We start from the raw sequence: 26,239 nt of genomic DNA on the forward strand, positions 1-26,239 counted from the left end.
GCCTGCGAATGGTCGCATGGCAAGGTATAGAACACAGACAGAGGATGGATCCCCATGGCCTTCGCCACTCTGGAAGATCTGATAGGCAACACCCCCCTGCTGGCGCTGCGCCGCATCAATCCCTACCCCGGTGTGACCCTGCTGGTGAAGCTGGAGGGCAACAACCCCGCCGGCTCGGTCAAGGACAGGCCGGCCCTGAACCTAATCCGGTGCGCGGAGGCTAGCGGTCACTTAGCGCCAGGGGCACGACTCATCGAGGCCACCTCCGGCAACACCGGCATCGCGCTGGCCATGGTGGCGGCGGCCAGAGGCTACCGGATGCGCCTCATCATGCCCGACACCATGAGCCAGGAGCGGCGCGACGCCATGCAGGCCTATGGCGCCGAGCTGGTGCTGGTGGAGGGCGGCATGGAGGCGGCGCGCGACCTCGCCCTGGCCATGCAGGGGCGCGGGGAGGGGCTGGTGCTCGATCAGTTCAACAACCCGGCCAACCCGGATGCCCACTACCTCTCCACCGGCCCCGAGATCTGGCGCCAGAGCGGCGGGGCGGTCACTCACTTCGTGTCGGCCATGGGCACCACGGGCACCATCATGGGGGTCTCCCGCTATCTCAAGGAGCAGAACCCGGCGGTAGAGGTGATCGGCCTGCAACCGGCCGAGGGGAGTCAGATCCCGGGCATTCGCCGCTGGCCCGAGGCCTACCTGCCCGCCATCTTCGAGCCCGCCCGGGTCGACCGGGTGCTGGATGTGACGCTGGAGGAGTCCCTCACCACGATGCGCCGCCTGGCCCGGGAGGAGGGGATCTGCTGCGGCGTCAGCTCGGGGGGCGCCGTGGCCGGCGCCCTGCGGGTCGCCGCCGGGATTGGCGAAGGGGTGGTGGTGGCCATCATCTGCGATCGGGGGGATCGCTACCTCTCCACCGAGGTCTTCACCCCCGCGTCCTGACCTCCGGGCGGGCCCTGGGGCCCGCTATTCCCACACCCGTTCCAGCAGCGCCAGCAGCTGCGCCCTGTCTGCATCCTTGCGGTTATAGAGCAGGGCGCCGTCGTTGATGGCGAGATCCCGGATCTCGGGCAGCAGTCCCCTGTCGGTGAGGCCCGCCTCCCGCAGGGTGCGTGGCAGCCCGACCGCCTGCCACAGGGTGTCGCGCAGGGCATGGAGGGCATCCAGGGTGGCCTGGGCCCGCTGAGGGGCCGGGGTCGCCGCAAAGCGCTCGGCCCCCGCGAGCGGCAGCAGCAGGCGGGCGAGGGCGTCATCGATCTCCGGCCTGTTGTAGTCGAGCACCGCAGGCAGGAAGAGGTTCATGCACAGGCCGTGGGGCAGGTGGCAGCGGGCCCCCAGGCTGTGGCCGAGGGCGTGCACCAGCCCCACCATGGAGTTGGAGAAGGCCATGCCCGCCAGGGTGGAACCCTCCGCGAGCTGCAGGCGCAGGTGTGGATCCCGGGGCTGCTCCAGCACCTTGGGCAGGGCGGTGGCTATCTTCTCCACCGCCATCAGGGCCAGGGCGTCGCTGACCGGGTTCCTGGCGTTGCCGATGAAGGCCTCGATGGCGTGGGTCATGGCATCCATGGCGGTGGCGGCGGTGATGTTGAGCGGCAGCCCCCGGGTGAGGCGCGGGTCCAGTACCGCCAGCCGGGGCAGCAGGAAGGGGGAGGTAAAGGGCACCTTGCGCCCGCTCGCCTCGTCCTTGATCACCGCCACCAGGGTCACCTCGGAGCCGGTGCCCGCCGTGGTGGGCACCACCGCCAGGGGATTGAGGGGGCGGGTCAGGCAGCCCGCCCCGGCATAGTCCAGCAACCTCCCGCCCCCGGTCTCACCGTCGCGCGGCGCCAGGGTGGCCAGGATATTGACCGCCTTGGCGGTGTCGATGACAGAACCGCCCCCGAGCGCCACCAGGCTGTCGCAATCCAGCTCCCGGTAGTGGCGGGCGATCCGCTCCACCACGGCGGTGGAGGAGTCGGCCGGGATCTCGTCCCAGATGGCGGCGACTGCGAGCCCCCCCTCGGCCATCACCCCGGCCAGCAGGGTGGCGAGCCCGGTGCCGGCGACCCCCTTGTCGGTGAGCAGCAGCGGGCGGCGCGCCCCCAGCGCCATCAGCTCGTCAGGGAGTTGTTCCAGCGCCTGCTCCCCCGCCATCAGCTTGACCGGGCAGAAAAAATCGTAATAGCGGCTCATGGTGTTCCTCTTGGTGTTCAACCGGTCAGCAGACCCAGGTAGATGTGGCAGGCCCGTGCCAGCTTGTGGCGCGGACTCGGATAGTGGCGCAGCAACGGCCGCGCGATGACGGCGGGCAGGATCAGGCTCTGCAACTGCTCCAGCGCCCGCACCAGGTGCATGGCCGCGCTGAGATCCCCCTCCACCTGCAGGCGGTTTTCGCAAAACGCCTGGTTGATGCCGAGGCGAAAGCTCAAGGTGCGAAACGCGATGGCGGGGTGCTTGAAGTGCACCCGCAGCGGGTGGGGGGCGGCCTCATCCGGCTGCGGTGCCGCGCCCGTGCGCCAGCGCCCCCCCGCCTTGTGAATGGTCAGCCCGCCCGCCAGACCGTTCACCGCCAGCTGGATGCTGAGGCCGTCTGGCAAGGGGGCGAGCTCGCGGCGCACCGCCTCGTCGACCCGGGCGGCGCGGCACAGGGTGCGGCCGATGACCCAGAGCAGGCTCCCGATCCAGAGGCGTCTGCCGGTGGCGAGCAGGGAGTCAGCGTGCATGGCGCCCTCCCGCGATGGCGGACCAGAAGAGTGAGAAGGCGCTCTCCCGCCAGTGGGGATCCTCGCCAAGCTCCGGCTGGTCGACGAACAGGGAGGCGCAGGTCAGAAACTGGCTCTGGCACACCTCCAGCATCAGCAGGGGCGGCCCCTGCATCAGCTCGCCACTGGCCTGGCCTTGGGCCAGCAGGTGCGGCAGAAAGGGCAGGGTCTCCCCCAGGATCTGGCTGCGCAGGGAGCGGGCCAGCAGGGGGGAGTGGAAGAAGCCCAGCACGAACTTGAGCTCGTGGGGATGGGCCTGCATCCAGGCCATTGCCTGCTGCCAGTAGTGGCGGGTCTGCTCCTCGAGAGAGAGGGTCGGATCCGCCTCGCTGATGGCGGCGCCCAGGCGCCCCTTGATCTCCTGATAGAGCTGCTGGATCAGCACCTCCTTGCTGGGAAAGTGGTGAAACAGGGTGCCGTTGGCCACCCCGGCCGCCTTGGCGATGCGGGCGGTGGCGGCGCCCTGCAGGCCGTCTTCGGCGCACAGGGCCAGGGCGGCATCCAGGATCTGGCGGCGTTTGTCGGTCATGGTCTCTCGCATCTTGCCTCCTAGCGCAGGAACAGGGCCATCATCAGCCGCTGATACCAGCGTCGATAAGGCGGGTGGATAAGCCCCCCTGGGCTGAAACGCCCGCGGCGCAGCACGGTTTTCGCCTTGGAGAAGGTGAGAAAGCCTTCGCGGCCGTGGTAGTGACCCATGCCGGAGGGGCCGATGCCGCCGAAGGGCGCGTCGTCCGCCGCGGCCTGGAACAGGCTCTCGTTGATGGCCATGCCGCCGGCATGGGTCTCCCGGATGAGACGGCGCTGCAGGGTCTCATCCAGGCTCATCAGATAGAGTGCCAGCGGGCGGGGCCGCGCCGCCACATAGGCGATCGCCTCGTCCAGCGAGTCATAAGGCACGATCGGCAGCAGGGGGCCGAAGATCTCCTGTTGCATCACCTGGCAATGGTCGGGCACCTCGGTCAGGAGGTGGGGCGCCAGGCGGTGGGCGCCGTCATCCCGGGCAGGCGAAGTGCAGGGGTGTACCTGGGCCCCTGCCTGCCTGGCTTCATCCAGCCAGGCCGTGAGCCGGGCATACTGCTGCGCATTGACGACGGAGCCGTAGTCCGGGCTCGCCAGCCCCTTGGGATAGAGGCGCGTGAAGTGGCTGCGGTAGGCCTCGACAAAGGCCTGCTCCTGGCCGCGCGGCAGCAGCACATAGTCGGGGGCCACGCAGATCTGGCCGGCGTTGAGGCTCTTGCCGAAGATCATCCGCTCCACCGCCAGCGCCATGGGCATGTCGGGGGCGATGAGGCAGGGGCTCTTGCCACCGAGTTCCAGGGTGAGGGGGGTGAGGTGGGGGGCGGCGGCAGCCATTACCCGCCGGCCCACGGCGGTGGAACCGGTGAACACCAGGTGATCGAAGGGGAGGGCGCTGAAGGCGGCCGCAAGCTCGGCATCCCCCTCGATGACCATCACTTCGTCGTCAGCAAAGACCTCCCCCAGCAGGGTACGCAGCACGGCATTGGTGCGGGGCGTGAACTCGGAGAGCTTGATCATGGCGCGGTTGCCGGCGCCGATGGCACCAATGAGGGGGCCGAGGCTCAGCATCACCGGGAAGTTCCAGGGGACCATGATGCCGACCACGCCGAGGGGCTGGTAGTGCACTTCGACTCTGGCGGGGGCCAGCAGCAGACCTGGGTGGCGGCGCTCCGGTCTCATCCAGCCCTTGAGCCGCTTCAGGCTGTAGTTGATCTGCATGACGCAGGGAAGGATGTCGGCAATCAGGCTGTCATAGCCGCTGCGCTGGCCGTAGTCCAGGGCCAGGGCGTCGCACAGGGCCTGCTTGTGGGCCAGCAGGGCGCCCTTGAGTTGGGTGAGCCTGGTACGGCGCTCCGCCAGGCTCGGCATGGGGTGTGACAGGCAAGCCTGCCTGAGGCGGATCAGCTGATCGGGCAGGGAGAACTTGTCCGATGGGGTGAGGGTGGTATTCATGATGATCTCCGCACAGAAAACAACCGACTGATTAGTCGGTCCAAATCTAGCGGCTCGTCAGCCCCGTGTAAACAGGGTGGTGGAACAGGGGGGAGGCTTTGCCTGGAACTGTGCTCGGGCTCTCACTTCTGGGGCATGCAGATTGGTTGTCTATCCAATAAGGGGTAATTTTGAGCTTCAACTCAGAGGGAGAACTGGACATGACCAGGGAATTGCACAGTCTGCTGGCCAGGCTGGACGACGTCATCGCACGGATGCCGGACAGCTTCACCACCTATGAATTTGCCCAGAAACTGGCGTTGCAGCATCAGCGGGAGTATTTCGCCGCGGGGCACTCCCTGGCTGATCAGGAGAAGAACCTGCTTCGCCTGCTCCACGAGAAGATAGCCCTGGCGCTGGCGAGCCATGACGGGGTGATCGAGGGAGCCCTGCTGCCCTGCACGACCCCCTGGGGGGAGCGCGCCACCTCCCCCCGCTGGCACCGCAAGCACTGAGGTGCGGATGACAAAAAGGCCCCTGGAGCCTTTTTGTTTTTCAGGGTTTTTCTACTGGATGAGCCTGCGGGCCTGCCAGTAGCGACTGTTCCAGTAGACGTTGTCGAGGCGCGAGCGGATCACCCCCTTGCTGGTGGAGGCGTGGATGAATTCCCCGGCTCCGGTGTAGACCCCGACGTGGTACTGCTGCCAGCCGGTCTTGAAGAAGACCAGATCCCCGTGTTGCAACCGGTATCTGTCCACCGGGCGGCCGAGGCTGGCCTGGGATTCCGTGGTGCGGGGGAGGCTGAACCCCAGCACCTGGCTGTAGGCGAGCTGGGTGAAGGCGGAGCAGTCGAGGCCGGCACGGCTGGTGCCGCCGATGCGATAGGGGACGCCGCGCCACTGTTGATAGAAGCTGTCGAAGGCGCTGCTCTGGCGCACGGGGGGTGGCGGCTCCGGTGTGCTGGAGCAGGCGGTGACAAGCAGGGCCAGAAGGGGCAGCAGCAAGGTGCGGAACATCTCAACTCCTTGATAGGGCTCGGGATTCATCATAGACGATGATCCTGCCTGGTACCTGAATGAGAGCATAACGGCTTGCCGCACGCACAACTGCGCACGGCAAGCGGGTCTTAGTCGTCCCCCTTGGGGTTGATGAGCGGCGCGAGCAGCTCGGCAATCTTGTAGAAGGTCTGCACCCGGGTGGTGCTGGGGCGCCACACCAGGCCAATCTCCCGATAGGGCTTCTCCCCGGGCAGGGGAATGGCCACCAGATCCGAGTTGTCGAGGATGCCGGCATCTATGGCCATCTGGGGCAGGAAGGTGGTGCCAAGGCCGGCGCCCACCATCTGCACCAGGGTGTGCAGGCTGGTGGCGGCGAAGGGGTTGATCTTGCTCTTGTCCCTCAGCCGGCAGGCGCTCACCGCGTGCTCGGTCAGGCAGTGCTCCCGCTCCAGCAGGAAGATGCTCTGGTTGGGCAGCTCCTTGTAGTCGAACGGCATGTGCAGCCCTGCCGCCATGTGGGAGGGCATCACCATGTGGAAGGGATCCTGGCCGACGGTCTTGCTGTGGAAGCCGCCGATCTCCACCGGCAGGGCGAGGATCAGCAGATCGAGCTGCCCCTGCTCCAGCTGCTTGAGCAAATTGGTGGTGGTGTCTTCCCGCAGCAGCAACTCCAGCTCGGGATAGGCCTTGCCGCACACCTGCAGCAGCTTGCTGAGCAGGAAGGGGGCTATGGTGGGGATGCAGCCGAGGCGGACGGTGCCGTGCATGACCCCCCCTTGCTGCTGACCCATCTCCATCAGATCCCGGGCATCGGAGAGCAGGTTGCGCGCCCGCGCGACGATTTCCATGCCGACCGGCGTCATGATGAAACTCTTGTGATCCCGCTCTACCAGCTGCAGGTTCATCATGTCTTCCAGGGTCTGGATCCCGGTACTCAGGGTGGACTGGCTGACATGGCAGGCCTTGGCGGCGCGGTTGAAATTCTTGTGCTCGTCCAGAGCGACCAGATACTGGAGCTGTTTCAGGCTGGGCCAACGTTGCATAGGAGAAACCCGATCGATGCTATCTATTTGATTTGATTAATCTACCATCGAGAGACCCCGTTGTCGCCGACAAATCGGTGCCCCCTGGCAGGCGCACTGCCTCATGCACATGGGGTGGCCTGCGCCGATGGGCTGGCGACCCCTCATTCGTCTGGAGCTTATCCCCTTGTAGCGCGCCGTTGAAGGGGCGCCGCCAGGGGATGTGACGGGGATCGGCCTTCCTGGCGGGGCCATGCTCCCGGTGCGGGCCGGCCATAAAAAAACGCGCCGGTTGGCGCGTTTCTGGTGACGGGCGGGGCCGCTCACTCCTCGAAGATGCCGAAGTGATCCTTGGCGAAGTTGACCCGCTGCTCCACGCTCATCTTGACCTGGCCCAGCTTCTCGATGGTCTTGAGGTTGGGCACCAGGCCGCGACCGTTGGCGATCTGGATGGCGAGGCCCGGGCGGGCGTTGAGCTCCAGCAGCATGGGGCCGCGGAACTTGTCCAGCACCATGTCGGTGCCGATGTAGCCGAGGCCCGACATCTCGTAGCAGGAGGCCGCCAGGGTCAGCAGGGTGTCCCAGTGGGGTACCTTGAGATCGTAGAGATCCAGGCCGGTGTCCGGGTGATGGCGCAAGGGGGCGCCAAACTGCACCGCCCGCAGGGCGCGGCCGGTACGCAGGCACAGACCCACCCCCACGGCGCCCTGGTGCAGGTTCGCCTTGCCGTCCGAGGCAGAGGTGGAGAGGCGCATCATGGCCATCACCGGGAACCCCTTGAAGATGATGACCCGGGCATCGGGCACCCCTTCGAAGGAGTAACCGTCGAACACGTCGTCGAAGTTGATGAGCCCTTCCACCAGCGCCACGTCCGGCTTGCCGCCGAGGGAATAGAGCCCCGCCAGGATGTTGGAGACATGGCGCTCCAGATCCTGGCCATTGCAGGCGCTGCCGTTGGGCTTGTAGAAGAGGCCGTCTTCCTGGCGCAGGATCACCAGGATCCCCTTGCCGCCGGAGCCGCGGGCCGGCTTGATGCAGAAGCCCGGCCACTCCTTGACCAGCTCGGTGATGCGGGTCACGTCGTGCTGCTCGCGGATGGTGCCGATGAGCTCCGGCACCGTCACCCCCGCATCCAGCGCGATGCGCTTGGTCTTGAGCTTGTCATCCACCAGCGGGTAGAGACGGCGCGGGTTGTAGCGGCTGATGTAGGAGTGGTTGCGCTTGTTCATGCCGAGGATGCCTGACTGGGACAGGCTCCACGGGCTGGTGTATTTCTGCCAGAACCACATCTGTTACTTGTCCTTACCCGGGGTGGCACCAGACTTCATCTCGTCCACCAGCGGCTTGAAGCGCTTGAGCTCGCTCAGCTTGTAGCCGGTGTAGTTACCCATCAACAGCACGGTCGCCATCAGCACCAGCTGCAGGCCGAGGAAGTTGAAGGTGAGGTGACGAATGAGCTCGTTGTCCATGGCGAGGTAGGCGATGACCGCCACCAGCAGGGAGCCGCCACCCTGGCGGAACACCTCTTTGGGACCCTCTTCTTCCCACAGGATGGACATCCGCTCGATGGTCCAGGAGAGGATGATCATCGGGAAGAAGGTGATCTTCATGCCGTCGGTCAGCCCCAGCTTGAAGGCAAAGGCGGAGAAGATGCCGATCATCGAGATCACCATGATGATGATCGCCGATATTCGCGCGACCAGCAGCAGGTTGAGCCGCGACAGGTAAGACCGGATGATGAGGCCGGTGCCCACGATGAGCAGGAAGCCGATGAGACCGGTGACCAGGGAGGTCTGGATGAAGGCGACCGCGATCAGCACCGGCATGAAGGTACCGGAAGTCTTGATCCCCACCAGCACCCGCAGGAAGACCACCATCAGCACGCCGATGGGGATCAGCAGCAGCCCCTTGAACAGGGCTTGCTCTTCCAGGGGCAGGCTGTGGATGGAGAAGTTCATCATCTCGGACTTCTCGAACTTCTGGGCCAGGGCCACGTTCACCGGTTGCTCCTGCTCGATCATGGAGAAGGTGACGCGAGAGTTGTGACCGCCGGTGACGTCCAGCAGGGCGCCGGAGTTGTACTCCCACAGCAGCAGGTTGGCCGGCTGGCCCTGTTCACCGCTCTGCGGGTTGAACAGCTTGTAGTCGGTCGGGCTGTTGAACACCTGCAGGTAGTCCACCAGCTCCTGGCGACGACGACCGTCCTCCAGGCTCAGGGCGTGCACCACCCGCGCCGGGACGTCGGCGTTGTTCAGCAGCTCGGCGATCAGGTTGGCGCGGCTCTTGTGGGATTTCAGCAGCTCGGCGTTCTGCTCCTGCTTCTCGATCTCCTTGATGATCTCGCGGGTCAGGGTGTAGCCGTCGGCGGAACGCTCCTGGGCGCGCTCCAGGATCTGCTTCATGGCGGTGGCGTAAGGCTCGCTCTCGATCTGCTTCTCGATGGCGGGCGGCTGCGGGTTGGCCGCCGGCTTGGCGTGGGCATCCGCCATCATGTCGACGCGGTAGTAGAGCTCCTGACGGCCGGAGGCGGCGCGGATCGACCACTCGGCACGGGCGTCCCCGTCTTTCTCCACGAAGGAGAGGCCATAGCCCGGGCTTGCGGCATTCTCGTTCATCAGGGTAAAGCCGGGCTGGGTGCCCGGAATGGCCAGGGAGGCGATGACGGGTTCGCCGGTCGCCTCGAACTCGAGCTTGGCCTCGATGGACCAGATTTGGCGTTTCTCACCGGGCGTGAGGGGCACGTCCAGGGCGATATGGTGATAAAACGTCATTCCCAGGCCGACGATGTAGAGCAGGGCGACCAGCAGATAGAACGGCTTACGGGAAACCATGGATTATTTCACATCCTTGAGCTTGGGTTTTGGTTGGATATATTCGCGGGCCACGTCGACCACGGCGATGTCTTTGAGGAACTCACGGCCCAGCAGCACGGGGAAGGTCATGTCGCTGCGGTCCTTCAGGGTAAATTCGGCCTTCTCGGTCATGTCACCGATGCGCACGGTGAGGCGCACCACGGGACGACGGTCGAGATCGTCGGCAGAGGCCTGACGCACGCGCACGTGGCGTACCAGGGGCGCCTCGATCTGGATCTTGTCGTCCATCTCCTGGTGGCTCAGGAAGAAGCGCACCCAGTTCTTGCCGTTGCGTTCGAAGATGGTGATCTCCTGGGCGCTGATGGAGGAGGTGGTGGCACCGGTATCGACCCGGGCCTGGAAGGCGTCGTTGGCGGCATCAACCCAGATCCACTCCGCTTCGCCCACCAGCAGCTTGCCGTCGACCGTGTGGCCCTGGTTCGGAGCCGGGCACTTCTCGGTCGGAATGGGCATGGCCTTGGGCGGTTCTGGCGGCATATGAGCCAGCTTGCTGTCGACTTTGTTCACGGACTCTTTCATGTTGGTGACATCGGTGTTGAGCTGAACCAGCAGGTGCTGTTGCTGCACGTACTGCTTCTGTTGCTGTTCCATGGATGTTTGCAGGCGTTGCTCGCTCAGGGCAATCTCGTTGCGCAGCTCGGCCAGCGTCAGGGTCGGGACCTGGGGGGCTTTTTCCATACTGACACACCCGCCGAGACTGAGCAGGGAGAGCAGGGTCATTCCTTTTAATTTGCTTTTCATGTCATTCATTTAACTGTGCTTCCTGGAATTGGGTCAGTGTAACTTCCACAGCCGCCATCGGCTAGTCTTTGGCCTTTCTGGCGATCAGTACGGCACGCTTGGGTGCCGGGTGTCCTTCGACCGTGAGTGCGGGATTGTTTGGGTCCAGATAGTCACTCAGGGATTCGTTGATCATCCAGTCGGTACGACGCTGTTCGTCCGTGCTGGTCATATTCTCGTCGACGATGCGCACCTCGGTGAACCCGCAGCGTTCTACCCACAGCTTGAGCGCCTGGCTTGAGGGAATAAACCAGACGTTGCGCATCTTGCCATAGCGATCGGTGGGGACCAGCACCTCGTTCGGGCCGCCGTCGACCACCAGCGTCTCCAGCACCAGTTCGCCATCGTCTTTGAGCTGGTTGCGCAGCTGCTCGATGTGCTCGATGGGGGACTTGCGGTGATAGAGCACACCCATGGAGAAGACGGTGTCAAACGCGCGCAGCTCCGGCAACTCCTGAATGCCGAGGGGCAGCAGGTGTGCACGCTGGTCGCCACCCATGAAGTGGCGGATGGCCTCGAACTGGCAGAGAAACAGCGGGCTGGGATCGATGCCGACCGCCAGCCTGGCCCCTTCTCCCACCATGCGCCAGAGGTGATAGCCGCTGCCGCAGCCCACGTCCAGCACATAGCGCCCCTCGAGGGGGCTGATATGGGGCAGCACCCGATCCCACTTCCAGTCGGAACGCCACTCGGTGTCGATGTGGATGCCGTGGACGTGGAAGGGGCCCTTGCGCCAGGGCATGAGCTGGCGCAGCAGGCTCTCGGTCTTCTTGCGCTCCCCCTCGCCAAGGCTCTCTGGGCCGCCTATCTCGACCCGGCTCTTCAGCTCGACCTGGCTGGGGACGACGCTCGGCAGCTTGTTGAGGGCCCGGCTCCAGCGCGGCAGATCCCCGTGCTGGTTGTCGTGCTGCCAGGCGTGCAGCTGGGCCGGCAGGGTGTGCAGCCAGTGGCTCAACCGGTTCTTGGCGATCAGTTGATAGAAGTTGGCAAAGTCGATCATGGCTTGGCAGGCTCGCTGGCTTTGATGGCGATCATGGAGCCGAAGTTGAAGCACTGGAACCAGAGATCCTGATGGGCGAAGCCGGCGTCCCGTAGCCGGGCCTGGTGTACCGGCAGGGTGTCGGTGCGCATCACGTTCTCCAGCGCCGTGCGCTTCTGGCTGATCTCCAGCTCGCTGTAGCCGTTGGCCCGTTTGAAGTCGAGGTGCAGGTCGATGAGCAGCTCGTTGACCTGCTCGTCCTCGAAGCGGAACTTCTCGCTCAGGATGAGGATGCCGCCCGGGCGCAGGCCATCGAAGATGCGCTGGATGAGGGCGGCCCGCTTCTCGGGGGCGACGAACTGCAGGGTGAAGTTGAGCACCACCACGGAGGCGTTCTCGATGGTGATGTCGCAGATGTCCGCCTCCATCAGCTCCACCGGCACCTCGGACTTGAAGCCGGAGAGGTGGGCGCGGGCTCGCTCGATCATGGGGTGGGAGAGATCCACTGCGGTGATGCGGCAGCCGGGCTGGGTGACGTGGCGACGCATCGCCTGGGTCGCGGCGCCGAGCGAACAGCCGAGGTCATAGAGACGGCTCTCGGGTTGGGCGTAGCGGGCTGCCATCATGCCGATGGCGGAGATGATGTTGCTGTAACCGGGTACCGACCGCTGGATCATGTCGGGGAAGACGTCGACGACCTGCTCGTCAAAGCAGAAGTCTCCCAAACGCGCGATGGGGGCGGCAAAAATCTGATCGTGCATGCTGGCGCAACCTGGCAGCCGGGGTGGTGCACGGCTGCTTTGTTCAATTGAATCTTGGGTAGACGGGCATCGAAATGGCGTCGTCACCGGTTGACGAACGGGGTGGCTTGCTCCGGGATCCTTCGGGCTTGCCCTGCTCGCAACGGGCCATGGTCCGGGCCCTCTGTCGGTGCCGGGCGCTCGTGAGCAACGGATTGCCATGCCCGCAGGCCCGGGACCTTTCTTGGGGCGCTAGTGTAGAGGAAAGGCGGGCGTTTGTCTTGACGCCAAGCCCCGTGGGGCCACAAAAAAACGGCTTTTTTTAGCATGAAAGCAGGGGTGGGGAAGCTGGTGCTCAAAAGGGCAGCACGCCCTGGCGCGCGCGATCGTTTTCCCCCGGCCAGGGGGCCATCTCTTGCCCCAGCAGACGGGTCACCTGGCGGGCCAGTTCGGGGGCCTGGACGTTGTCGGCGGTGTGGATGAAGAGGTAGAGATCCTTCCCCTCTGCCAGCCACTGCTGCCAGCGGGGGAGCCAGCCCGGCAGGAAGGGGTGGTTGGCGGCGGGATCCGGCAGGCCGATCAGGCGCACCACGGGGGCGCTGGCGGTGGCCAGCAGGTGCACCGGCAGCCTCGGCTTCTTGCCCTGGGCATCCACCAGGGCGGCCGAGGTGGCGGGCACCGAGAAGAGCGGCCGGCTGTCGAGCATGATGCGGTTCACCCCCTTCTCCATCAGCATCCGGTTGAGGGCGCGCTCGGCCTCCCCCTTGGCGAAGAAGTCGGGGTGGCGCACCTCGAGAGCGTAGCGAAACTCCCCCGGCAGGCGCTCGAAGAAGGCCTGCAGGCGTGGCAGCCCGTCGGGGCCGAAGCGGGCGGGCAGTTGCAGCTTGAGCAGCCCCAGCTTGTCGTGCAGGGGGGCCAGCAGGCGGATAAAGTCGCTGACCTGTTTGTCCGCGCTCACCAGATCGCTCTGGTGGCTGATGGTTTGCGGAAACTTGAAGCTGAAGCGAAAGTGGTCGGGGACCGCATCGGCCCAGCGCTGCACCGTCTCCGGGGTCGGCGAGGCGTAGAAGGTGGTGTTGCCCTCCACGGTGTTGAACACCCGGGCGTAGTGGGCGAGATGTTCGGCGGGTTTGGCATTCATGCCCAGAAGTTGACCGGGCCAGGCCGGATGTGACCACTGGGGCAGGCCCAAATAGAGGCTCATGACGGTTCCTGTCTGCGTGGTGAGGGTTTTTCTCCTCATTTTTGCGCGAGAACAACAAAAAACAGGGCAAAGGAGGCTGCGGGCCATTTTACCCAAATGGAGGTTTTCCTCTATAATGCCAACCCTTTTGTTTGCCAAATTGTTGTGACGCGCGCGGCCGTCCACCCCGAGTGGCGATGATCGCGGCCCGGCAGTTGCCAGACAACGACGCTTGCCAACGCCTTCGCCCCCATTCGTCATCCCGCCGGGATCGCGGGGACGCGCCGGCATTGGCGGCAAGAGTCCGGCTCGGGGAGCCGGACGACCCGAGACAGATTTCAAACCGGGCAAGAAGCAGGATCTGGCCAGCTGTGAGACAGACGGTGCTTGCCAGTCGTGCCCGGCGACCCAGGATGAACCGTCTCTCTACCATTTCGAAGGAAGAAGTCCATGCGCTCTATCTATTGCGGACAGGTCAATGAGGCCCATGCCGGGCAGACCATTACATTGTGCGGTTGGGTCCATCGTCGTCGTGATCTCGGCGGCCTCATCTTTATCGACATGCGCGATCGTGAAGGCATCGTGCAGGTGTTCTTCGATCCGGACAAGCCGGACGCCTTTGCCCTGGCCTCCGAGCTGCGCGGCGAGTTCTGCATCCAGGTGACCGGTGTGGTGCGCACCCGTCCGGAATCACAGCGCAACAGCGACATGGCCACCGGCGCCATCGAGGTGTTCGCCCACGAGCTCACCATCATCAACCGTGCCGAGCCGCTGCCGCTGGACTTCAACCAGGTCAACAGCGAAGAGGTGAGCCTCAAGTACCGCTACCTGGATCTGCGCCGTCCCGAGATGGCCAAGTACCTGAAGACCCGCGCCAAGGCCAGTGCCTTCGTGCGTCGCTTCATGGACGAGCACGGTTTCCTCGATATCGAGACCCCGATGCTGACCAAGGCGACCCCGGAAGGGGCCCGTGACTACCTGGTGCCGAGCCGTGTGCACAAGGGCAAGTTCTACGCCCTGCCGCAGTCCCCCCAGCTGTTCAAGCAGCTGCTGATGATGTCCGGCTTCGACCGCTACTACCAGATCGTCAAGTGCTTCCGCGACGAAGACCTGCGTGCCGACCGCCAGCCGGAATTCACCCAGATCGACGTGGAGACCTCCTTCATGACCGCGCCCCAGGTGCGTGAAATCATGGAAGAGATGATCCGCAAGCTGTGGCTGCACATCCTGAACGTGGATCTGGGCGACTTCCCCATCATGACCTTCGACGAAGCCATGCGTCGTTTCGGCTCCGACAAGCCGGACCTGCGCCTGCCGATGGAACTGGTGGATGTGGCTGATCTGCTGACCTCCGTCGAGTTCGCCGTGTTCGCGGGCCCCGCCAACGATCCGAAAGGCCGCGTGGCGGCTCTGAAAGTGCCGGGCGGCGCCGAGCTCTCTCGCAAGCAGATCGACGAGTACACCAAGTTTGTCGGCATCTACGGTGCCAAGGGCCTGGCCTGGATGAAGGTCAACGAAGCGGCCAACGGCATCGAGGGCGTGCAGTCCCCGGTGGCCAAGTTCCTCTCCGACGCCATCGTGCGCGAGATCCTGGCCCGCACCGGTGCGGCCGACGGTGACATCATCTTCTTCGGCGCCGACTCCAAGAAGGTCGTGTGCGACGCCATGGGCGCCCTGCGTCTGAAGGTGGGCCGTGATCTGGGCCTGCTGGAGAACGTCTGGAAGCCCCTGTGGGTCATCGACTTCCCCATGTTCGAGGAAGATGGCGAAGGCGGTCTGGCAGCCATGCACCACCCCTTCACCGCGCCGAGCAACCTCGGCCCGGGCGAGCTCAAGGCCAACCCTCTGGGTGCCTACGCCAACGCCTACGACATGGTGATCAACGGCTACGAAGTGGGCGGCGGTTCTGTCCGTATCCACAACAGCGAGATGCAGTCCACCGTGTTCGATATCCTGGGGATCACCCCGGACGAGCAGCGCCTGAAGTTCGGCTTCCTGCTGGATGCCCTCAAATACGGCACCCCGCCCCACGCCGGCCTGGCGTTCGGTCTGGACCGCCTCAGCATGCTGCTGACCGGTACCGACAACATCCGGGATGTCATCGCCTTCCCGAAAACCACTGCGGCCGCCTGTCTGATGACAGATGCCCCGAGTTTTGCCAACCCGGCCCAACTGGGCGAGCTGGCGATTGCGACCACCGTCAAGGGTGACGAATAAGCCTTCACAGGCACCGAAGGCCGCAGCAATGCGGCCTTTCCCGTTTCCCCTCGCGCAGCCGCAACCTGTGTTACTGAAATTTCAAACTATAACGGAGAGTCCCTATGGCAGGTCACAGTAAATGGGCCAACATCAAACACCGCAAGGCGGCGCAAGACGCCAAGCGCGGCAAGATCTTCACCAAGCTGATCCGCGAAATCACCACCTCCGCGCGTCTGGGTGATGCCGACCCGGCCAACAACCCGCGCCTGCGTGCCGCGGTGGCCGCCGCCCTGACCAGCAACATGACCCGTGACACCATCAACCGTGCCATCCAGCGTGGCGCCGGCGGTGGTGACGGCGAACAGCTCGAGACCATCGTGTACGAAGGTTACGGCCCGGCCGGTTCCGCCGTCATGGTGGAGTGCCTGACCGACAACCGCAACCGCACCGTGGCCGAAGTGCGTCACGCCTTCAGCAAGTGCGGCGGCAACCTGGGGACCGATGGCTCCGTGGCCTACCTGTTCACCAAGAAGGGTGTACTGACCTTCGTGGGTGCCGATGAAGATGCCCTGATGGACGCCGCCCTGGAAGCGGGTGCCGACGACGTGGTGACCGAAGAAGACGGCACCATCGAGGTGTACACCACCCCGAACGACTTCGGCACCGTGCTGGACGGTCTGGAAGCCGCCGGCTTCAAGCCCGAGAGCGCCGAAGTGACCATGATCGCCTCCACCGAGGCGGAGCTGGATGCCGAGACCGCCCCCAAGCTGATGCGCCTCATCGACATGCTGGAAGATCTGGACGACGTGCAGGAGGTGTACCACAACGGCTCCATCTCCGACGAAGTGGCGGCGACTCTGTAATCCCGCCCTGGAGGGGCCGCAATGGCGGCATCCCCCTTCGGCGAGGCGGCAACATCCCTGAGCGTCCACCTCGCAACCCGCACCAACAACGGCAGCCACAGGCTGCCGTTTTTTTTATTCGCCAGACTCTGCCTGCTCCCGCTTTTCTGCGCGCCACCTCCCTTAATGTCCGCTTAAGTTTGCCCCTCTAGGATCAGCTTGCATCCTGGCCGCTACGGTCATCGCTCCGCTCGGGAAGAGGGAGGGAATGCGCACAACGGAGCCTCCTTGCAAGGCTTCAGAAATCACTGGTTTGTCGGAGTCTCTCTATGCGTCTCACTCTGGGAGTGATGAAGGTCAATCTGTTGCTGGTGCTGCTCTTTGCACTGGTGTTCAACTGGCCCATTTTTCTGCACTTTTACCGCATCCTCACCGCTCTCGAGCATGTGAAGGCGGGGTTCGTGCTCTCCATCCCCTTCGTGTTGATCGCCGCCCTCAACGCGGTCTTTCTGCCGTTTACCTTCCGATACCTGCTCAAGCCCTTCTTCACCCTGTTGATCCTGACCGGCTCGCTGGCCAGCTACGCCATGCTCAAATACGGGGTCATCTTCGACGTGGGCATGGTGCAGAACATCATCGAGACCAACAGCGGGGAAGCGGGCTCCTACCTCAACGGGTCTGTCATGCTCTGGTTCCTGCTGACCGGCGTGCTGCCCGTGCTCTGCCTGCTCTGGATCCGCATTGACTACCCGAGCCCCTGGTACAAGGGGCTGGGTCTGCGCCTCGGCGGCATCGCCTTCTCCCTGCTGTTCCTGCTCGGGGTTGCCGCCCTCTACTACCAGGATTACGCCTCGGTCGGGCGCAACAACCACAACATCGTCAAAGAGATAGTGCCCTCCAACTATGTGCGCGGCGTCTATCGCTACTTCCGGGACATCGTCTTCGCCACTCCCATCCCCTATGAGCAGATTGGCACCGACGCCAGGATAGTGGCCAAGAGCGACAAGCCGACCCTGATGTTCCTGGTGGTGGGGGAGACGGCCCGCAGCCAGAACTACTCCCTCAACGGCTATGGCAAGGAGACCAACGGGTTCACCGCCAGGGAGCCGGGGCTGGTCTCCTTCAGGGACGTGCGCTCCTGCGGCACCGCCACCGCAGTCTCGGTGCCCTGCATGTTCTCCAACCTGACCCGTCGCGGCTATGACGAGACCCTGGCCAAGTCCAGGGACGGCCTGCTGGACGTGCTGCAACACGCCGGTGTCTCCGTGCTCTGGAAAGAGAATGACGGCGGCTGCAAGGGGGTGTGCAAGCACGTGCCCACCATCGAGATCGAGCCCAAGGCGTTCCCGCAATATTGCGAGGGGGAAGCCTGCCATGACGAGGTCCTGTTGCAGGGACTGGATGAGCAGATCGCCGGAATGCGGGGCGGGCAGGGCGGCAAGCTGGTGGCTTTCCACCTGATGGGCAGCCACGGTCCGACCTATTATCGCCGCTACCCGGCAGCCGATCGCGCCTTCCTGCCGGACTGCCCTCGCAGCGACATCGAAAACTGCACCAATGAAGAGCTGGTCAACACCTATGACAACACCATCCGCTACACGGACAAGGTGCTGTCCGAGCTCATCGGCAAGCTCAAGACCCTGGAGAAGGAGTACAACGTGGGGTTGATCTACCTCTCCGACCACGGGGAATCCCTCGGGGCCATGGGGCTCTACCTGCACGGTACCCCCTACAAGTTCGCGCCGGACGATCAGACCCGGGTACCGCTCCTGACCTGGTTCTCCCCCCAGCTGCAGGAGGATCGCCAGTTGAGTCTGGGCTGCCTGCAACAGGAGGCGACCGCCAAGCGCTTCTCCCACGACAACCTGTTCCATTCAATTCTGGGGATCATGGATGTGCAGACCCGGGTGTATGACGGCAAGCTGGATGTGTTCAAACCCTGCCGTGCAGGGTAGTGCGGCAAAAACCCACACAATAAAAAACGGCAGCCAAGAGGCTGCCGTTTTTGTTTCTCAAGGCTTTGGCCTTACTTCTGCTCCATGATGATCTGCAGCAGGTCTCCCTCCAGCAGGGAGCGCTTGACCAGGGCGAAGCCGCCTATGGTGGGCTGGTTCTGGAAGCGTGCCTTCACGATGGGCAGGCCACGGTGGAAGCTTGGCAGGGACTGGTGCTCGACGCAGCGGCGGATGGCCGGGATCAGGATCTCCTCGGCGGCGGTGATTTCACCGGCGATCAGCACCTTCTGGGGGTTGAACAGGTTGACCGTGATGGCGATGGCGCGGCCAAGATGTTCCCCCACGTTTTCGATCACGCTGCGGGCCAGTTCGTCGCCGGCCAGGGCCGCCTTGCACACCTCCTGGATGGTGATGTGCTTCTCCTGCAGCGAGCTCAGGTGGCCGCGGCTGATGAGCTCCTTCACCTTGTCGACGATGGCCTCGTTGGAGGCGATGGTCTCGAGGCAGCCGAAGTTGCCGCAGTGGCAACGCTTGCCGAGGGGCTCGACCTGGATGTGCCCGATCTCGCCGACGTTGCGGTTCTGGCCGAGGAACACCTTGCCCTTGGTGATGATCCCGGAGCCCGTCCCCTGGTGGACGCTCACCAGGATGGAGTCCATGCAGTCGCGGGACTCGCCGAAGAAGTGTTCGGCCAGCGCCAGCGAGCGGGTGTCGTTGCCCACGTAGCAGGGGAGGTTGAAGTGGTGCTCCAGGAGCTTGGCGAGCCCCAGGTTTCGGATCTGGTAGGTGGGGGTGTAGATGACCATGCCGGATTCCGGGTTGACCAGGCCCGGCATGGTGAGTGCGATGCTGATGAGGTTGCGGCTGCGATCCTGATTGGCGTCGATGAAGGCGCCAATCTCCCGCAGCAGCATGTCGACCACGGGTTGCTGTTCGATCTCGGTCACCTGGGTGACGTGCTGATCGAGCTCCTTGCCGTCGAGATCGTACAGGGAGAGCTGCAGATAGCCGCGGCCAAGCTTGGCGGAGACAAACTGGAAGCGATGCTTGATGGTGGTCAGGGAGATGGCGCGGCGCCCGCCGGTGGAGGCTTGCGGTGATGTTTCCCTGATCAGCCCATGCTCGATCAGTTGCCGGGTTATCTTGGTCACGCTGGCCGGGGCCAGCTGACTCAACTCGGCAATTTTGACCCGCGAGATGGGGCCCTGCAGGTCGATGAGCCGATAGACGACTGCACTGTTCACCTGCTTGATGAGATCTACGTTTGCTATTTGTCCGCCAGTCATAGTGTCACTGTGTTGTGTAGTGTCCGTTAACCACGGTCCCGCAGACCGTGAAGGCCTGATCAAAGACGGTGAGGTTGGCAATTTTTCCGACCTGGATACTACCGAGACGTGAGTCCCATCCAATGGCGCGCGCGGGGTAAAGAGTGGCCATTCTCAGTGCTTCGTCGAGCGGCAAACCGACCTGTTTGACCAGATTCTCCACCCCTTCGATCATGGTGAGGGCGGAGCCGCCGAGTGTACCATTCTCGTCGACGCACTGACCATCGCGGAAATAGACGGTTGCGCCGCAAAAATCAAATTTCTCAAAGCCTTCCGGTGCCCCGGCCGCCGCGGTGGCGTCGGTGACCAGCACCAGTTTCTCCCCCAGCATCCGGTGCGCCAGGCGCACGTTGGCCCAGTGCACGTGGTGGCCGTCGACGATGATGCCCGCATAGACATCCTTGCGATCGTAGATGGCGCCGACCACGCCGGGCTCGCGCCCGTTCAGGGTCGGAGTCATGGCGTTGTAGAGGTGGGTCGCAAAGCGCATGCCGTTGTCAAAGCCCGCCATGGCCTGGTCGTAGTTGGCGGCGGTGTGGCCGGCACTCACCAGAATACCGGCCTCCACCAGGCGGCGGATGTGCTCGGGCTTGTTGCGCTCCGGCGCCAGGGTGATCTTGGCGATGGCATCCGCATTGGCGCAGAAGAAGTCGATCATCTCGTCGGCGGGCTGACGGATCTGCTCGGCCGGGTGGATCCCCTTGCGCTTGAGGTTGGTGTAGGGGCCTTCCAGATGCACGCCCAAGACTTCGTTGGGATGCGCCGCCATGTAGTCGCGGGTAACCGACACCGCCTGCTTCATGTCCGCATCCGGGCTGGTGATCAGGGTCGGCAGGAAGCTGGTGGTGCCGGATTTCAGGTTGGCCGCCTGCATGGTGGCCAGGGTCTGGGTGGTGATGTGGCCGTTGAACATGACGCCGCCGCAGCCGTTGAGCTGGACGTCGATGAAGCCGGCGCTGAGGTTGGCGCCCTGGAGGTCAATCCGCTCGAGGTTCGCAGGCAGCTCCGCCTCGCGGGAGATGGCGACAATCTTGTCGCCATCGATGACCACACCATAACCAGTCAGCACGCAGCTGCCGGTGTAGAGAGTGCAATGGGTCAGTGCGTACATGGGGGCTCCTCAGAGGTGCTTGATGTTGTCGGCTTCCAGCTGCTGGAAGTAACGCACCGTCTTGACCTTCAGCTCCATGGTGGAGGGCTCGTCGCACACGACGATGCCTTTCGGGTGCAGCTGCAGGGTGGAGATGGTCCACATGTGGTTGACGCTGCCTTCCACCGTGGCCTGCAGGGCCTGGGCCTTGGCATGACCGATCACCAGGATCAGGATCTCTTCGGCGTCCATCAGGGTACCCACGCCCACGGTCAGCGCCAGCTTGGGCACCTGCTCCATGTCGCCACCGAAGAAGCGGGAGTTCGCGATGCGGGTGTCCTCGGTCAGGGTCTTGACCCGGGTGCGGGAAGCCAGGGAAGAGGCCGGCTCGTTGAAGGCGATGTGGCCGTCGTTGCCGACCCCGCCCATGAACAGGTTGATCTTGCCGTAGGACTTGATCTTGTCCTCGTAGCGCTGGCACTCGGCCACCAGATCCGGCGCGTTGCCGTTGAGGATGTTGATGTTTTCCGGGCGGATGTCCACGTGGTTGAAGAAGTTGTTGTACATGAAGCTGTGGTAGCTCTCCGGGTGCTCCTTCGGCAGCCCCACGTACTCGTCCATGTTGAAGGTGACCACGTTCTGGAAGCTCACCTCGCCGGCTTTATGCAGTTCAATCAGGCGCTTGTAGGTATTGAGCGGCGTGCCGCCGGTGGGCAGGCCCAGTACGAAGGGGCGCTCGGCTGTCGGCTTGAACGCATTGATGCGGTCAACGATGTAACGGGCGGACCAGAGACCCACCTGGCTGGCAGACTTCAACGGGATCAGGCGCATTATCTATACCTCTACACGGGTTGCAGCTGTCTATTGACGGCAAGGCTAAAAGACACATCTAAGTTGTTTTATAGCGTAAATAAAGATTGCGAACTAAGCCACATCAATCCACTACCTTTATGTCTGATGAGTGATAATGATCACGAATGCGGGTTTATTAATTTGCGCAGCGAAATAAAAGCCCTAGACTGCCAATCAAGCCTTGATGGCTTATGCGTCGAACGTGATAAGCACTTAATTTCTAGAAAATCATCAACTAAGGAGAGGAACCGTGAACATTCTCGGTTATTTGCAAAAGATCGGCCGCGCCCTGATGGTGCCGGTAGCGGTATTGCCTGCCGCCGCGATCCTGATGGGGATTGGCTACTGGATTGACCCGAACGGTTGGGGTGGCGGAAGCCCTCTGGCTGCGTTTCTGATCAAGGCGGGCGCCGCCATCATCGACAGCATGCCCATTCTGTTCGCCGTGGGCGTGGCGTATGGCATGTCCAAGGATAAAGACGGCTCCGCCGCGCTGGCCGGTCTGGTCGGCTTCCTGGTCGTCACCACCCTGCTGAGCCCGGGCGCCGTTGCCCAGATCAAGGGGATCCCGGCCGACCAGGTACCGGCAGCCTTTGCCAAGATCAGCAACCAGTTCGTCGGCATCCTGTGCGGTGTCATCGCCGCCGAGCTGTACAACCGCTTCAGCAGCGTGGAGCTGCACAAGGCACTGGCCTTCTTCTCCGGCCGTCGTCTGGTGCCGATCGTGACCTCCGTGGTGATGATCGTGGTCTCCTTCATCCTGATGGCCGTCTGGCCGGTCATCTACGGTGGCCTGGTGAGCTTCGGGGAATCCATCGTCAGCATGGGCTCCACCGGTGCCGGCATCTATGCCTTCTTCAACCGTCTGCTGATCCCGGTCGGTCTGCACCACGCCCTGAACTCCGTGTTCTGGTTCGACGTGGCTGGCATCAACGACATCCCGAACTTCCTGGGTGGCCAAACCTCCATCGACGCCGGTAAAGCGGTCGTGGGCGTGACCGGCATGTACCAGGCCGGCTTCTTCCCCATCATGATGTTCGGTCTGCCGGGTGCCGCGCTGGCCATCTACCACGCCGCGAAGAAAGAGAACAAAGAGAAGGTTGCGTCCATCATGATCGCCGCCGCCTTTGCCGCCTTCTTCACCGGGGTGACCGAGCCGCTCGAGTTCTCCTTCATGTTCGTGGCGCCGGTGCTGTATGTCATCCACGCCCTGCTGACCGGCCTGTCCGTGTTCATCGCCTCCAGCATGCACTGGATCGCCGGCTTCGGTTTCAGCGCAGGTCTGGTGGATATGGTGCTCTCCAGCCGCAACCCGCTGGCCACCCAGTGGTACATGCTGCTGGTACAGGGCCTGGTGTTCTTCGGCCTCTACTACGTGGTCTTCCGTGCCGTGATCGCCAAGTTCAACCTGAAAACCCCGGGTCGTGAAGACGACGAAGCCGTGCCGGTACAGGCTCAGACCACCGACCGCACCGAGCTGGCCAAGCAGTATCTGGAAGTGCTGGGCGGCCAGGAAAACCTGGTGACCATCGATGCCTGCATCACCCGTCTGCGTCTGACCCTGAAAGATCGCAGCATCGTTGACGAGCGCAAGCTCAAAGCCCTGGGCGCGGCCGGTGTGGTCAAACTCGGTGAGCAGAACCTGCAGGTGATTCTGGGCCCCTTGGCCGAGATCATTGCCGGTGAGATGAAAGCCCTGCGTTAATCGAGCGTGAGCTCACCTCAAGTCTAAGTCCATTGTTGACATAACTAAGGGCCCCGCCTCGGGGCCCATATAAAAAAAGCCAAGAAAATCCAACCTTTACTTCAAACGAGAGCAGCAGTTATGAACTTCAAACATTCTCTGTTAGCCATTGCCATGTCTACCGTTTGTGCCGCCCAGGTACAGGCAGCCGATGCCGCCAAGCAAGCCGTGGTCGATTCCCTCGCCAGCAACCTCGTCGTCAAGTACGAAGTCGTCACCAATGACGGTGCCGGCGCCGGTCTCGACTGCCAGGCGCTGGGCTCCGAGTGGGCGAGCTGCGGTGTGGCCAAGCTGCACCTGACCAATACCGGTGCCGACGTCACCTCCAAGGACTGGAGCATCTATGTCTCCTCCATCCGCCGCATCCAGCGGGTGGACAACGACCAGTTCACCATCACGCACCTGACCGGCGACCTCTATCGTTTGACGCCGACCGAGAAGTTCCAGGGCTTTGCCAAGGACGCCACGGTCGAGGTGCCCCTGGTGGTGGAATACTGGGTACTCTTCGAATCTGACATCATGCCGAACTGGTATGTCGCCAGCGAAGGGGCCGAGCCGAAAGTGCTGGCCAGCATGAGCAACATCGACGACGCCACCACCTACGAGAAGCCGATGCCGGCCGACGGCTGGAAGCGCACCAAGGATGACAACAACATCCTGATGAACAGCGAGACCCGCTTCGCCGCCAACCAGACCAGCACCCTGCTGCCGGCTGGCAAGATTGACGACCAGATCCTGCCGAGCCCGATGAAGCAGGTGGTGAAAGCCGGTCCCCAGGTCGACTTCTCCACCATCAAGCTCAATGCCCTGGATCTGCCGAGCGATCGCGCCGAGGCCCTGAAGGCGCAACTGACCAAGCTGGGTGTTACCCTCTCCGACACCGGCTACCCGGTCACCATCAAGCTCGGCAGCAAGCTCAAGCAGGCCGAAGGCTACGACATGACCATAGGCCAGAAGGGGACCGTCATTCAGGGTCACGACGTTTACGGCGCCTTCTGGGGGGCCCAGTCCCTGATCTCCCTCCTGGGAGTTGACGACAAGTTGGTGAGCCAGATGAGTGTCGAGGATGCCCCGCGCTTTGAATACCGCGGCATGCAGACCGACGTGGCCCGTCACTTCAGAAGCCAGGAAACCATGAAGAAGCTGGTGGACCAGATGTCCGCCATGAAGCTCAACGTGCTGCACCTGGGATTGACCAACGATGAAGGCTGGCGCATCGAGATCCCGGGCCTGCCGGAGCTGACCGACGTCGGCAGCAAACGCTGTCATGATCTGTCCGAAACCCAGTGCCTGCTGCCGCAGCTCGGCTCAGGCCCCACCAGCGACAACATGGGCACCGGCTTCTACAGCAAGGCGGACTACATCGACCTGGTGCGCTATGCCAAGGCCCGCGGCGTGACCGTGATCCCCGAGATCAACATGCCGGCCCACGCCCGTGCCGCCGTGGTCTCCATGGAGGCGCGCTACAAGCGTCTGATGGCAGAGGGCAAAGAGGCTGAAGCCAACCAGTTCCGCCTGACCGACCCGGCCGATACCTCCAACGTCACCTCGGTCCAGTTCTACGACAAGATGTCCTTCATCAACCCCTGCCAGCCGGGCGCCGCCACCTTCGTGGCCAAGGTGATGGACGAAGTGGCCCAGATGCACCAGGCCGCCGGCCAGCCGCTGACCGCCTGGCACTACGGTGGTGACGAGGCGAAGAACATCATGCAGGGTGGTGGTTACCAGGATCCGGCCGTCACCAAGAAAGAAGAACTGGTGGCCTGGAAGGGCAACGTCGACTCCAGCAAGCAGGACAAGCCGTTTGGCAAGTCCCCCATGTGTCAGAAGATGATCGATGAGGGCAAGATCAAGGACGTGGCCGAGCTGCCGGTCCATTTTGCCAAGGAAGTGAGCGAGATGGTCAAGGGCCATGGCTTCTCCACCCTGCAGGCGTGGGAAGATGGTCTGAAGTACGCCACGGATGCCAGCGTGTTCGCCACCGACAAGACCCGGGTCAACTTCTGGGAAACCCTCTACTGGGGTGGTTTCAACGAGGCGATGAAGTGGGCGCACAAGGGCTATGACGTGGTGCTCTCCAACCCGGATTACCTCTACTTCGACTTCCCGAACGAGGTACACCCGGCCGAGCGCGGCTACTACTGGGCCACCCGCTTCAACGACACCCGCAAGGTGTTCGCCTTCGCCCCGGAAAACCTGCCGCAGAACGCCGAGACCTCGGTTGACCGCGACGGCAACGCCTTCGTGGCCAAGGGTGACCAGGACCCGGTCAAGTTCAAGGGGATCTCCGGTCAGCAGTGGAGCGAAACCGTGCGCACCGACGCCCAGTACGAGTACATGGTCTACCCGCGTATCTTCTCCGTGGCCGAGCGCGCCTGGCACAAGGGCGGCTTCGAGCTGGACTACGTGAAGGGACGCGAGTTCTCCGGTGAGACCAAGCACGTGAACAAGGCCACCCTCAACAAGGAGTGGAACCAGTTTGCCAACGTGCTGGGCCAGCGCGTGCTGCCCAAGCTTGACCAGGCCGGTGTCGAGTACCGCCTCTCCGTACCGGGTGCCAAGGTGGTGAACGGTGTGCTTGAAGCGAACGTGGATCTGCCGGGCCTGCCCATCCAGTACAGCCTGGATGGCAAGAGCTGGAGCGCCTACGACGCCGCGGCCAAGCCGAGCGTCATCGGCAAGGTCTACCTGCGCACAGTCAGCTTCGATGGCAAGCGCACCAGCCGCGTCACCGAGCTGAACTGATTACCTCGGGTCATTGACACAGGGCGGGTCGCAAGACCCGCCTTTCCCAAGGGCGATAAGCATCGGGCTTGGGAAAGGTTGACTGTGCATGTGAGCCTTTGTTGTGTGTGTGTTTTGTCTGTTTTTCATCACTTGTTGCCCCGCCTCGTGCGGGCTTTTTTTGACCCGGATCCCTGCCCGTTTGCCCGCTTCGCCGTTTTTGGTGCGCCAATGCC

The 26,239-nt window shown here is 63.4% G+C and carries 22 protein-coding genes; 7 read left to right on the forward strand and 15 right to left on the reverse strand.

Features of this window, described 5'->3' with window-relative positions:
• Window positions 1–54 precede the first annotated feature (54 nt).
• Window positions 55–945, forward strand: a complete 891-nt coding sequence (gene cysM, locus I6L45_RS13205; protein WP_216982284.1) for a cysteine synthase CysM — start codon at window positions 55–57, stop codon at window positions 943–945.
• A gap of 24 nt (window positions 946–969) precedes the next feature.
• On the opposite strand, the gene I6L45_RS13210 is transcribed toward cysM, so the two are convergent.
• From I6L45_RS13210 to I6L45_RS13225, 4 genes are read right to left on the reverse strand one after another with little or no spacing between them, the layout of a single operon-like run.
• Entirely contained in the window at window positions 970–2,175 is a 1,206-nt protein-coding gene (locus I6L45_RS13210; RefSeq protein ID WP_216982285.1) for an iron-containing alcohol dehydrogenase, read from the reverse strand.
• Between the two features lie 17 nt (window positions 2,176–2,192).
• Window positions 2,193–2,705: an SCP2 sterol-binding domain-containing protein gene (locus I6L45_RS13215; protein WP_216982286.1), complete on the reverse strand. Its 513-nt coding sequence runs from the start codon at window positions 2,703–2,705 to the stop codon at window positions 2,193–2,195.
• Window positions 2,695–3,285 (reverse strand): TetR/AcrR family transcriptional regulator, encoded by a 591-nt coding sequence (locus I6L45_RS13220; protein WP_043761865.1) that lies wholly within the window; start codon window positions 3,283–3,285, stop codon window positions 2,695–2,697. The genes I6L45_RS13215 and I6L45_RS13220 overlap by 11 nt, the downstream gene beginning before the upstream one ends.
• A gap of 8 nt (window positions 3,286–3,293) precedes the next feature.
• Window positions 3,294–4,718 (reverse strand): coniferyl aldehyde dehydrogenase, encoded by a 1,425-nt coding sequence (locus I6L45_RS13225; RefSeq protein ID WP_216982287.1) that lies wholly within the window; start codon window positions 4,716–4,718, stop codon window positions 3,294–3,296.
• 200 nt (window positions 4,719–4,918) lie between these two features.
• On the opposite strand from I6L45_RS13225, the gene I6L45_RS13230 reads away from it, so the two are divergent.
• Window positions 4,919–5,212 carry a hypothetical protein gene (locus I6L45_RS13230; RefSeq protein ID WP_043761953.1) on the forward strand — a complete coding sequence of 98 codons (294 nt, stop codon included), beginning with the start codon at window positions 4,919–4,921 and terminating at the stop codon, window positions 5,210–5,212.
• Window positions 5,213–5,263: 51 nt separating this feature from the next.
• Here I6L45_RS13230 and I6L45_RS13235 read toward each other — a convergent pair whose 3' ends face one another.
• The 8 genes from I6L45_RS13235 to I6L45_RS13270 all read right to left on the reverse strand — a co-directional run bounded on the left by I6L45_RS13235 (window position 5,264) and on the right by I6L45_RS13270 (window position 13,293).
• Window positions 5,264–5,713: a C40 family peptidase gene (locus I6L45_RS13235; protein ID WP_043761862.1), complete on the reverse strand. Its 450-nt coding sequence runs from the start codon at window positions 5,711–5,713 to the stop codon at window positions 5,264–5,266.
• Window positions 5,714–5,823: 110 nt separating this feature from the next.
• Window positions 5,824–6,738, reverse strand: a complete 915-nt coding sequence (locus tag I6L45_RS13240; protein ID WP_134695529.1) for a hydrogen peroxide-inducible genes activator — start codon at window positions 6,736–6,738, stop codon at window positions 5,824–5,826.
• Between the two features lie 302 nt (window positions 6,739–7,040).
• The gene (locus I6L45_RS13245) at window positions 7,041–8,006 is read right to left on the reverse strand and encodes an alpha-L-glutamate ligase-like protein (RefSeq protein WP_134695528.1); all 966 of its coding nucleotides are present in this window, start codon (window positions 8,004–8,006) and stop codon (window positions 7,041–7,043) included.
• A 3-nt stretch (window positions 8,007–8,009) separates the two neighbouring features.
• On the reverse strand, window positions 8,010–9,548 hold the full coding sequence (locus tag I6L45_RS13250; RefSeq protein WP_134695527.1) for an inactive transglutaminase family protein: 1,539 nt from the start codon (window positions 9,546–9,548) through the stop codon (window positions 8,010–8,012).
• 3 nt (window positions 9,549–9,551) lie between these two features.
• Window positions 9,552–10,310, reverse strand: coding sequence for an ATP-dependent zinc protease (locus I6L45_RS13255; RefSeq protein ID WP_209279878.1), 759 nt, complete (start codon window positions 10,308–10,310; stop codon window positions 9,552–9,554).
• An 82-nt stretch (window positions 10,311–10,392) separates the two neighbouring features.
• Window positions 10,393–11,370 carry a tRNA 5-methoxyuridine(34)/uridine 5-oxyacetic acid(34) synthase CmoB gene (cmoB, locus tag I6L45_RS13260; protein ID WP_216982288.1) on the reverse strand — a complete coding sequence of 326 codons (978 nt, stop codon included), beginning with the start codon at window positions 11,368–11,370 and terminating at the stop codon, window positions 10,393–10,395.
• Window positions 11,367–12,110 carry a carboxy-S-adenosyl-L-methionine synthase CmoA gene (cmoA, locus tag I6L45_RS13265; protein ID WP_216982289.1) on the reverse strand — a complete coding sequence of 248 codons (744 nt, stop codon included), beginning with the start codon at window positions 12,108–12,110 and terminating at the stop codon, window positions 11,367–11,369. Before cmoA ends, cmoB begins: the two co-directional genes overlap by 4 nt.
• Window positions 12,111–12,444: 334 nt before the next feature.
• A complete protein-coding gene (locus tag I6L45_RS13270) occupies window positions 12,445–13,293 on the reverse strand; it encodes a DUF72 domain-containing protein (protein ID WP_216982290.1) in 849 nt (282 codons plus the stop codon).
• A gap of 429 nt (window positions 13,294–13,722) precedes the next feature.
• Here I6L45_RS13270 and aspS point away from each other — a divergent pair, with 429 nt between their 5' ends.
• The 3 genes from aspS (at window position 13,723) to I6L45_RS13285 (ending at window position 18,268) form a co-directional block, all read left to right on the forward strand.
• Window positions 13,723–15,489, forward strand: coding sequence for an aspartate--tRNA ligase (aspS, locus tag I6L45_RS13275; RefSeq protein WP_216982291.1), 1,767 nt, complete (start codon window positions 13,723–13,725; stop codon window positions 15,487–15,489).
• A gap of 104 nt (window positions 15,490–15,593) precedes the next feature.
• Window positions 15,594–16,334, forward strand: a complete 741-nt coding sequence (locus tag I6L45_RS13280) for a YebC/PmpR family DNA-binding transcriptional regulator (protein ID WP_042077319.1) — start codon at window positions 15,594–15,596, stop codon at window positions 16,332–16,334.
• Window positions 16,335–16,642: 308 nt separating this feature from the next.
• Window positions 16,643–18,268 carry a phosphoethanolamine transferase gene (locus I6L45_RS13285; protein WP_216982292.1) on the forward strand — a complete coding sequence of 542 codons (1,626 nt, stop codon included), beginning with the start codon at window positions 16,643–16,645 and terminating at the stop codon, window positions 18,266–18,268.
• Window positions 18,269–18,339: 71 nt separating this feature from the next.
• Here the strand turns inward: I6L45_RS13285 and I6L45_RS13290 are convergent, their stop codons facing one another.
• From I6L45_RS13290 to nagB, 3 genes are read right to left on the reverse strand one after another with little or no spacing between them, the layout of a single operon-like run.
• Window positions 18,340–19,554: an ROK family protein gene (locus tag I6L45_RS13290; protein WP_043761844.1), complete on the reverse strand. Its 1,215-nt coding sequence runs from the start codon at window positions 19,552–19,554 to the stop codon at window positions 18,340–18,342.
• 4 nt (window positions 19,555–19,558) lie between these two features.
• Entirely contained in the window at window positions 19,559–20,704 is a 1,146-nt protein-coding gene (gene nagA, locus I6L45_RS13295) for an N-acetylglucosamine-6-phosphate deacetylase (RefSeq protein WP_216982293.1), read from the reverse strand.
• A 9-nt stretch (window positions 20,705–20,713) separates the two neighbouring features.
• Entirely contained in the window at window positions 20,714–21,514 is an 801-nt protein-coding gene (nagB, locus tag I6L45_RS13300; RefSeq protein ID WP_042077325.1) for a glucosamine-6-phosphate deaminase, read from the reverse strand.
• A 271-nt stretch (window positions 21,515–21,785) separates the two neighbouring features.
• On the opposite strand from nagB, the gene nagE reads away from it, so the two are divergent.
• Together nagE and I6L45_RS13310 are read left to right on the forward strand one after the other, a co-directional pair.
• On the forward strand, window positions 21,786–23,240 hold the full coding sequence (nagE, locus tag I6L45_RS13305) for an N-acetylglucosamine-specific PTS transporter subunit IIBC (protein ID WP_043761842.1): 1,455 nt from the start codon (window positions 21,786–21,788) through the stop codon (window positions 23,238–23,240).
• A gap of 120 nt (window positions 23,241–23,360) precedes the next feature.
• A complete protein-coding gene (locus tag I6L45_RS13310) occupies window positions 23,361–26,024 on the forward strand; it encodes a beta-N-acetylhexosaminidase (RefSeq protein ID WP_216982294.1) in 2,664 nt (887 codons plus the stop codon).
• Window positions 26,025–26,239 lie beyond the last annotated feature (215 nt).

Origin of the sequence: Aeromonas sp. FDAARGOS 1415, assembly GCF_019048365.1 — a bacterium.
GTDB classification, from domain to species: Bacteria; Pseudomonadota; Gammaproteobacteria; order Enterobacterales; family Aeromonadaceae; genus Aeromonas; species Aeromonas taiwanensis.